We start from the raw sequence: 8,501 nt of genomic DNA, 5'->3' as shown, positions 1-8,501 counted from the left end.
TGGATCGTCGACTTCTACAACGTCCGCAGACGCCACAGCGCCTGCGACGGCATGTCACCGGTCGACTACGAACACTTCATCGCCGACGCCCGCCGGGCCCAGGCAGCTTAAACAACCCTCCACGCTTCCAGGGGATTGACACTTTGCATGAGGTCGCCGCGAAAGGTCAAAACCTCTTCTACTACTTCGCCTCACGCACTCTCAATCAAGCCGGCCAGCTCAGTGTCAGCGGCCTGTCGACCCAGGTGGTGCGCTTCCATGGTCAGTAGCAGGACGAGCCACGTCGCCCCGAGCGGCGACATACCGGACAGATATGCGCGGGTCTCCGGTGACAACAGCCCAGTCCACCTCGACGAACAGCTGGCGCGTTCGGTCGGCCTCCCGGGCGTCATCCTGCACGGGATGTACCTGTTCGGAGTGGCGATGCGGGTCGGCTCCGTAGAGGTGGATGAGGACCCGCGAAGGGTGAAATCGGCCGCAGCCCGTTTTTCCGCGCCGGCTGTCCCCGACTGCGAGCTGCTGATCGAAGCCGTCACGACCAGTCGGGAACCTGACGACATCGAGATCGCCATACGGATGAGTCAGCGCAATGTAGATGTCCTCAGCGCCGCGAAGGTCATCGCCCGACCCGACCAGTAACTGCCGACCTGTGCAAGGGCTGGGGCGATCAGGTGCCCAGCCCAGACCTACGGAGAAAATGTGGCACACGCCTACCTCGTCGATGGTGTCCGTACGCCTATCGGCCGCTACGCCGGAGCGTTGGCGGCCGTGCGCCCCGACGACCTTGCTGCACATGTCATCAGAGCCGTCACCACCCGGCATCCACAGGTGGATTGGGCCGCCGTCGACGACGTCGTCCTGGGCTGCGCCAATCAGGCCGGCGAGGACAACCGCAACATCGCCCGGATGGCGGCGCTGCTGGCGGGCCTTCCCGAGGCCGTCTCTGCGACGACAGTCAACCGTCTGTGCGGATCCGGTGCAGACGCGCTTGCTATCGCCGCGCGTAGCATCCGGTCCGGAGAGGCAGACCTCGTCGTCGCGGGCGGGGTGGAGAGCATGAGTCGTGCCCCGTTCGTAATGGGCAAGGCCGAGTCGGCCTTCTCTCGGACGGCTGACATCTACGACACGACGATCGGGTGGCGGTTCGTCAATCGGCAGATGGAGGAGCGGTTCGGCACCCACTCCATGGGCGAGACTGCCGAGAACGTGGCCGAGGAATTCGGCGTCTCAAGGCAAGATCAGGACTGGTTCGCCTTCCGGTCCCAGGAGCGTGCCTCGAAGGCCAGGGACACGGGACGGCTGGCGCGCGAGATCGTAGGCGTCGCGGTGCCGCAGCGGCGTAGTCAGCCGCTCATGGTCGACACAGACGAGCATCCCCGCGACACGACGCTGGACACGTTGGCAAAGCTCAAACCAGCGTTTCGTGAAGGCGGCTCAGTCACCGCCGGGAACGCCAGTGGAGTCAATGACGGTGCAGCTGCCCTTCTCGTTGTGTCAGAGCGCGCCGTTGAGAGGTTTGATCTCAAGCCGCTGGCGCGAGTCGTCGGCGCTGCGACGGCCGGGGTGCCGCCCCGGATCATGGGCATGGGCCCGGTACTAGCGAGCTGCAAGGCGCTGCAGCGGTCGGGCCTGGCGATCAGCGACATCGACATCGTTGAACTTAATGAGGCGTTCGCAGCCCAGGCGCTGGCGGTACTTAGGCATTTGGGCCTGCCTGACGACGGCGAGCATGTAAACCCGAACGGGGGTGCAATCGCACTTGGTCACCCCCTCGGCATGAGTGGTGCTCGGCTTGCCCTCACCGCGGCGCTCGAGCTTTGGGAGCGAAAGGCTGATCGCGCTCTTGTGACCATGTGTATTGGCGTCGGTCAGGGCATTGCATTGCTACTCCAACGCGTCTAAGCAGCTTACGATTTGCGGTCGCCCTGGGGATTTAGCGCTTTGCGGGTCTGCGTCGCCTGATGATCGTCTTGTGGCGCGGAGCTGGTTGCGGGACTGTCCGATCAAGGGTGTAATCGGCCTGGCCTCCCATGGAGCGTGAGTGCTTGGCGGAAAGGGCAGGCTGGCCGGCAGGGGACTCGTCGACAGGCGAGGCGACGCATGGGGACATCGACTAGAGAGCACCGTTCTCGACTTTACGAGGACGCACGTGACCGGCCGTCGGTGGGGGACGCGTGGCGCAAGAAACCACGGACGTGCCTGTAGGTAGCTCGTTTCTATGGAGCACTGCTAGCTAATAGGTCGGCTGAGTTCAGGCTGGCTTTGCTGGAGGTCGTTACGGTGCGGTGCTATGGGTACGACGAGACAGGGCGCGAAGTCATCGAGCCTGAGGCGGCGGTGATCCGCGACGTCGTGAAGCGGGTCCTCGACGGGGAGAGCATGCGCTCGACCGTGGCGGACCTGCGGGCGCGGGAGATCATGACGTCGGCCGGGCGGCCCTGGACCCAGCAGTCGCTGTCGCGGCTGCTGCGGAACCCTCGGCTGGCAGGCCTGCGGACGTACCACGGCGAGGTTGTTGGCAAGGGTCAGTGGGCGCCGATCATCGACGAGGCCACGCACAAGCGGCTGCTGGACCTGCTGGACGCGCCGGAGCGCAAGCAGCCGCACGCGACGAACCAGCGGAAGTACCTGCTGTCGGGCGGGTTCCTGGTGTGCGGCTTCCCGCTGGAGGACGAGGGCAATGGCACCCACCGGTGCGGGAAGCCGCTGTACACGCAGCCGAGCAACAGCGGCAAGCGCGGTTACGTCTGCCGGGCCGGCAGCCCCAGCTACGGTTGCGGCCGCATCCGTATCGCCGCGGAGAGCCTGGAGGAGGAGGTGGCCGCGCGGGCCCTAGCCCGGCTGGCGTCGCCGAAAGTGCGGGCCCGGCTGGAGCGCGCCGTCGGCTCGGTGATGAAGGGCGAAGAGACGATGCAGGAGGTCCTGCAGGCGATCGAGGACCGGCTGGTCGAGGCGGGGCAGGCGTACGCGAAGCGGGAGATCAGCCTGGTGACGCTCACGGCGATCGAGGCCGAGGCGAAGCGCGAGCAGAAGGCGGTGCGCGAGTGGATCGCTCAGGCGCAGCGGTTGCGGGCGGTGCCGGCGATGACGCCGGAGGGCCTGGCCGAGTGGTGGGTCGACGCGCTGCTGGAGCGGCGGCGGGAGCTGCTGGCGCTCGTCCTGGACCGGATCATCGTGAAGCCGGCGACCCGCGCCGGGCAGGTGCAGCTCGATGTCGACAGGCTTGAGTTCGTCTGGAAGTGACAGCGTGGAGGCTGGTGTGGAGCCGGAGGCAGTCCGGCGAATTCGAGGAGGCCAGGCACCTACCTTGGTGTGGTCGTGCAGGTTGTCAACTGGTCCTGCCGTCCATGAGACGGCGTAGCGCCTGCCCGGCGGTGGGGAACGCGAGGCGCAGTGTGTGTCCGGCGAGCCAGACCGTCCAACTGGTGAGGGCGACGAGGTACCCGACGATGAGTGCCCCGTTGGTGTCGTTGGTGAAGACGATGGCGTAGCCGATTCCCAGGCCGGGTGCCGTGACGGTGCGGATGGTGCGGCTTCGGCTGGCGGTCAGGGCGGTGGCGACGCCGAGGAGCGCGGCTCCGGCGCTGCCGACGAGGCCGGGCATGCCGGTCAGGTCGACGGGTGGGGTGATCGTGAGTGCTGCCCGCATGAGGTAGATGCCGGTGGTGGCGATGGCGGCGTGCAGGATCGCTGGCCGGGTGCGCGCGAGCCAGGCGGGTAGGTCGTTCGCGGGGATGCGGGGTGCGGTCGCGGTGATGACGGCGGCGCAGACCGCTAGGGGCAACGCGGAGCTAAGGGTCCATTTCAGGTATGGGCTGTAGTCGTATCGGACGGAGGTGCCGGTGGCGAGGCCGTAGAGGCCGGCGGTGACTGCGCGCCGACGGCGGCGGCGAGGTATCCGCGTCGGATGAGGCTGCCGGTCGCGGGTTCGGACGGAGTCGTGCTGTGTGCCCCGGCGAGCCAGGTGGTGGGGGCGAGGTGCGCCACGGCGAATGCCGTGAGCATGGCGAGCGCGCCGGCGGCGCCCAGTTGCGGTAGGGAGGTGCGGACACCGACGACCCGCAGGAACGTGGTGGTGACGTCCGCGGTGAAGATGGCTTGAAGAAGCAGGGTGAGAGAGCAGGCCCCGAGCAGGAGGGCGCTGGTCAGGTCCCGTACGCGGAGCCGGACCCGCGGTAGGTGTGTGTTGGCGGCGGTAGGTGCGTGGTGGTGTGGTGCCGCGAGCGTCAGGGCGCCGTCGGCGAGGGCGTGGGACTGGTCGGCGAGGACTGCCGGGGTGGGGCCGGTGGCTGTGGTGAGCCGGTCTTGGAGGCCGGGCACTGCTTCGGCTTGGCGGAGGATGATGCAGCTGAGGTGTTGGCTGTCGATGTCGGCCGCGTCGAGGGTGTCACGAACCGCGTCGTGAACCCGGTCGAGGAGGGGCTGCGCGGCTCTGGCGACGTCGTCGTGGGTGATGACCGCGGGATTGCGGGGTGCGGGGAGCAGCACCGGCGCACGGTCCTGCGCCGTCAGGAGCTGTCTGGCCTGACGGACGGATTCCAGCAGCGCCAAGCTGTCCTGGTGCGGGGGCTGAGCTATCTCGCCTCGCAGCGGGTCGTCGTCGCTGGTGGCCGCGTCGACGATTCGTTGGGCGAGGACCTGGTTGAGGTCGCGGGGTAGGTCAATCGATCGTGTCGCCAGCTCGTGGTATCCGTCGGCGCTTGTTTGAAGGATGGTCAGGGTGACCGGCTGGCGGTCGGCCTGGCAGATCAGCAGGCAGGAGCCGTCAGGTGCGGTAAGTCCGCGGGTTCTGGTGTAGGCGGCGAGGGCTGCTGGTGCGGTGACCATGGCAGGGGCGGGCAGGCTGGCCCGGGCTGCCGCATCGGCGAGTTGTGTCCGGCGGCGGGGTCCCCAGTTTGGCGGGATGGTCACCGTCAGGGCGGTGATTGGCTCACCGGCCTGACGGGCGGCCTGGTCGGCGACATGCCACAGCTGTGCGGCGAGCAGCTGCACGCCGTCGATCGGCTGGTCGGCCTCTGGTCTGCCGAGCAGCTCCAGCGGGTCGCTGACGAACTGATGGTGCACCGACGGTTCGGACGCTGCGGGCACTCCGACCTGGATGTGGCCGCTGGGGTCGAGGGCGACGCCGTGCGGCATGACGAGGCGACCGTCGAGCATGACGGGGATCCGGGCGCCGTGTCGGTCGATGGTGGCGGCGATGGCCGACGAGTTGAGATCGATGGATAGCTGGATGCCCCCGTTTGGCATGTGCGGCAGTCTCTCCCGGCGGGGGAGTGGATCGTCAACCTTAGTCCCGCGTAGTGATCCCTCGTGCGCGTATGGTGAGAATCCTTCTCCGCGAGATGGCCATCGGCAGTCATCCTCGTGTATGCGGGGGAAGGTGAGCATCGGCGCGGGTGGAGGCGAGAGAGAGTGGCGCAGGATTCGGGGGACAAAGCCAATCGGCTGGCCGAGTACGCCCGTCCCACGGTCTACGCACCGCGCGAGTCAATATCCCGTCGGCCGCCAGGGCGGCGGTCGGCGGGTGCGGTCCGGGCAGTCCGCGCCGTCGTGGGGACCCTGATCTTCTTGGTTGGCGTGCCTGTGCTGCTGTGGACCGTGGGTGGCGACCCGGTTGAACGGCTGCCGACGTGGCCGCAGATCGTCGCCTGGTTCGACGAGCCGAGCGGACGGTTCACCCCGAACGTTCTTGCTGGCGCGGCCGTCTGGGCGTTGTGGCTGCTGTGGGCCACGTTCGCGCTGCTCCTGGTCGCCGAGCTGTTCGCGGTGTTGACCCGGTGGCGGATCCCGGCGCTGAGGCTTCCGGCACCGCTGCACCGGCTCGTGTTCGGCCTGGCCGGCACCGCCGCGATCGCCGTCACCTCCGTCGGATCCCCCAACGTGGGGGAGGGCGCTGACAGGTCTGCGGCCGTCGCCTCCGCTGGGGACGGCGGTGTGATTCCTCGGCAGGCCCTCGCGCGAGGTCCCGCGCTGATCCGGGTCGCAGACACCCGCTACGTCTACACCGTCGAGCGACACGACACCCTGACCACAATCGCCAAGCAGTGGCTCGGCGACGCGAACAGATGGCCGGAGATCTGCCGCCTGAACAAACACCGCCACTTCCCTCGAGTCGGCGGCACCCTCCGCGACTGCAACCTCATCTACCCCGGCTGGGAGCTACGGCTACCCGCCGACGCCCGCCCACCAGAGACCGCCACACCGGCGGCACCGCCGGCTCCGCCGGCGCCACCACCATCGACCGAGACCCCCTCGGCATCGCCGCCTGCTGCCTTAGACTCGCCCAGTCCTACCGTGCCGTCGGCCACGCCCGATCAGGAAGCAGCACCAGTCCCCAGCAGCACACCACCGGCAACCCCGAGCCCGCCAGAGTCCACCTCACCTACCCTGCCACCGACCTCCACCGCCACCGCGTCGGAGTCGCCGTCCGCCTCGCCAGCTGCCGGCGACACGCAAACCTCGACTGTGGCAGCGGACGAGCATGGGGTGCAGCTATCGCCGTCTAACTGGCTGCCGTGGTCACTTGCCGCCGCGATCAGCGCCGCCGTCGCGCTGGTCTGGGCGCAACGCCGCCGCCGATACACCGGCGAGCCCGAAGCCGACCCACCCAAGCAACTGCCACCGCCAGTGCTCCACTTGCACCGCGCCGTGGCCCGCAACCCGGAACTGACGAATCCGGATGACCATCACAGCGAGCCGTCCGCACTCGTGCCCGACCTTGCACCGCTGCCGCCGGGCGGAACCGGCATCGTCGGCGACGGCGCCCACGCCGCGGCCCGCGCCGCCCTGGTCGCAGTCCTGGCATCCGGCGGCCCGCACCACCCCGACGGACGCGGCGAAGTCATCATCGACGCCACCACCCTGGAAACACTGCTCGGCCCCGACACGGCCGCCCTCGACCCGTGGCCACGACTACACGTCGCCGACAGCACGGCTGACGTGCTCACCGTGATGGAAACCAAGCTCCTGCACCGCAGCCGCATCCTCGACGAACACGCCCTCACGGACCTGGACACCCCGCGCCAGCAGGCCCCCGACGAGGAGGCGCTGCCGCCGATCATGCTCATCACCCAAACCCCGCCGGCAGGCGCCCGCATGCGCGCCAAGACCGCCCTCGCCCTCGGCGCCGACCTGCACGTCTCGGCCCTGCTGCTCGGCGAATGGACCCACGGCACTACCGTCGAGGTCGGCCCGGACGGCCACACCACGCTCGTGTCCAGCCAGGCGGCCGAGTCGGTGCTACCGCGCCTGCCCGTACTCGACCACGACACGGCGATCCAGATCCTCACGACCCTGCGCGAGGCGCAGACCGGAAAACCGCCTGCTGTCGCGTCACCCTCTGTACCGATCGCGGTCGTCCCACTGCACGCCAAACGAACCGACACCAAGCCCACCGAACAACCGGCCCCGGTCACCGCGCAGCCCGACGCGACCACCCGCAAAGCACAGCTCCGGGTGCTCGGCGAGCCGCGGATCGACAACATCACCCAGCCCGGCCGGCCGCTGCGCGCCAAGGCCCTCGAGCTCGCCGTGTTCCTCGCCTGCCACCCCGACGGAGTGACCACCCGCGAGATCGGCGAATACCTCGAACCCGACGCCCGCCTCAGCCAAGCCGACCAACGCGTCCATACCAACGCCAGCAACCTGCGGCACGTCCTCGGCCGCGCCGGCACCGCAGAGCCAAAGAACGCCTACGTCATCAAAACCGCGGGACGCTACCGACTCGACCCGGCCACCGTCGACGTTGACGTCTGGACGCTTCGCGACCTCCTGCGGACCGCAGCCATCGCCACCAGCCCGCGCCGCCGCGACCTGCTCACCGCCGCCTGCAACCTCTACACGGCGCCGCTGGCCGACGGTCAAGACTACGAATGGCTTCAGCCGCACCGCGAAGCCGTACGCCGATGGGGAACCGAAGCCCACCTCCTGCTCGCCGACGACCTCATCGACAGCGACCCGAAGGCCGCATCCGACCTGCTCGACAAGGCCATCGGTCTGGACCACTACAACGAAGCCCTCTACACCCGCGCCATGCACGCCCGCCAAGCCCTCGCCGACGCCGACGGCATCCGCACCCTGCTACGCGCCCTAACCAAAGCCCTCGCCGATCTCGACGCCAAACCCCAGGGCGAGACCATCGCCCTGGCCACCCAGATTGGTGACAGCCTGGCCGAAAAGTAGGCAGCACCGGCCCGGGCGCACGGGTTGACGCCGGGTCGAGCGTCGAGCAGTGACCAGCGGCGCCGACGGCGGTGCGCAGCGCCAGCGGCCCGCCGCTCTTGGCGCTCGACCGGACAGAGAGGGCCGAAGGGTAGTTCCCCATCCGCTTTTGAGCCGATGACAGAGCGGCTAGTGCCGTGACCACAAACCCGCGCTCGTGCCGCGATCGGCTCATATTCCAGGGCAGGGTCATTGCGTTCTGGGGTTGCTGCTGGTCACGGCGGTGATGAGGTCGTGTGGGCGGCGGTTGGCGCGTCGGGTGGCGCGGGCGATGTTGGTCT

The 8,501-nt window shown here is 68.7% G+C and carries 6 protein-coding genes; 4 read left to right on the top strand and 2 right to left on the bottom strand.

All coding sequences use genetic code 11. The features are described from left to right. Positions 1-258: 258 nt before the first annotated feature. The 3 genes from JNW87_RS30605 to JNW87_RS30595 all read left to right on the top strand — a co-directional run bounded on the left by JNW87_RS30605 (position 259) and on the right by JNW87_RS30595 (position 3,243). Positions 259-639, top strand: coding sequence for a MaoC/PaaZ C-terminal domain-containing protein (locus JNW87_RS30605; RefSeq protein ID WP_238454854.1), 381 nt, complete (start codon positions 259-261; stop codon positions 637-639). 60 nt (positions 640-699) lie between these two features. Next, positions 700-1,902, top strand: coding sequence for a 3-oxoadipyl-CoA thiolase (pcaF, locus tag JNW87_RS30600; protein ID WP_238454853.1), 1,203 nt, complete (start codon positions 700-702; stop codon positions 1,900-1,902). A 378-nt stretch (positions 1,903-2,280) separates the two neighbouring features. Continuing rightward, a complete protein-coding gene (locus tag JNW87_RS30595; protein WP_238454852.1) occupies positions 2,281-3,243 on the top strand; it encodes a recombinase family protein in 963 nt (320 codons plus the stop codon). Between the two features lie 85 nt (positions 3,244-3,328). On the opposite strand, the gene JNW87_RS30590 is transcribed toward JNW87_RS30595, so the two are convergent. Both JNW87_RS30590 and JNW87_RS30585 read right to left on the bottom strand, forming a co-directional pair. Next, positions 3,329-3,784, bottom strand: a complete 456-nt coding sequence (locus tag JNW87_RS30590) for a hypothetical protein (protein ID WP_238454851.1) — start codon at positions 3,782-3,784, stop codon at positions 3,329-3,331. A 20-nt stretch (positions 3,785-3,804) separates the two neighbouring features. Further along, a complete protein-coding gene (locus JNW87_RS30585) occupies positions 3,805-5,247 on the bottom strand; it encodes a hypothetical protein (protein WP_238454850.1) in 1,443 nt (480 codons plus the stop codon). 1,218 nt (positions 5,248-6,465) lie between these two features. On the opposite strand from JNW87_RS30585, the gene JNW87_RS30575 reads away from it, so the two are divergent. Beyond that, positions 6,466-8,181 (top strand): hypothetical protein, encoded by a 1,716-nt coding sequence (locus tag JNW87_RS30575; RefSeq protein WP_238454855.1) that lies wholly within the window; start codon positions 6,466-6,468, stop codon positions 8,179-8,181. Positions 8,182-8,501: the final 320 nt, after the last annotated feature.

This window comes from Micromonospora sp. ATA51, assembly GCF_016802855.1.
Taxonomy (GTDB): domain Bacteria; phylum Actinomycetota; class Actinomycetes; order Mycobacteriales; family Micromonosporaceae; genus Micromonospora; species Micromonospora sicca.
Note: the sequence above shows the minus strand (reverse complement) of the source record. Positions and strands in the feature narration are given on the sequence as shown.

Excerpts from the sequence above, each read along its gene's own strand:
- JNW87_RS30605 (WP_238454854.1), top strand. The coding sequence starts at position 259 with ATGGTCAGTAGCAGGACGAGCCACGTCGCCCCGAGCGGCGACATACCG.
- JNW87_RS30585 (WP_238454850.1), bottom strand. The coding sequence starts at position 5,247 with ATGCCAAACGGGGGCATCCAGCTATCCATCGATCTCAACTCGTCGGCC.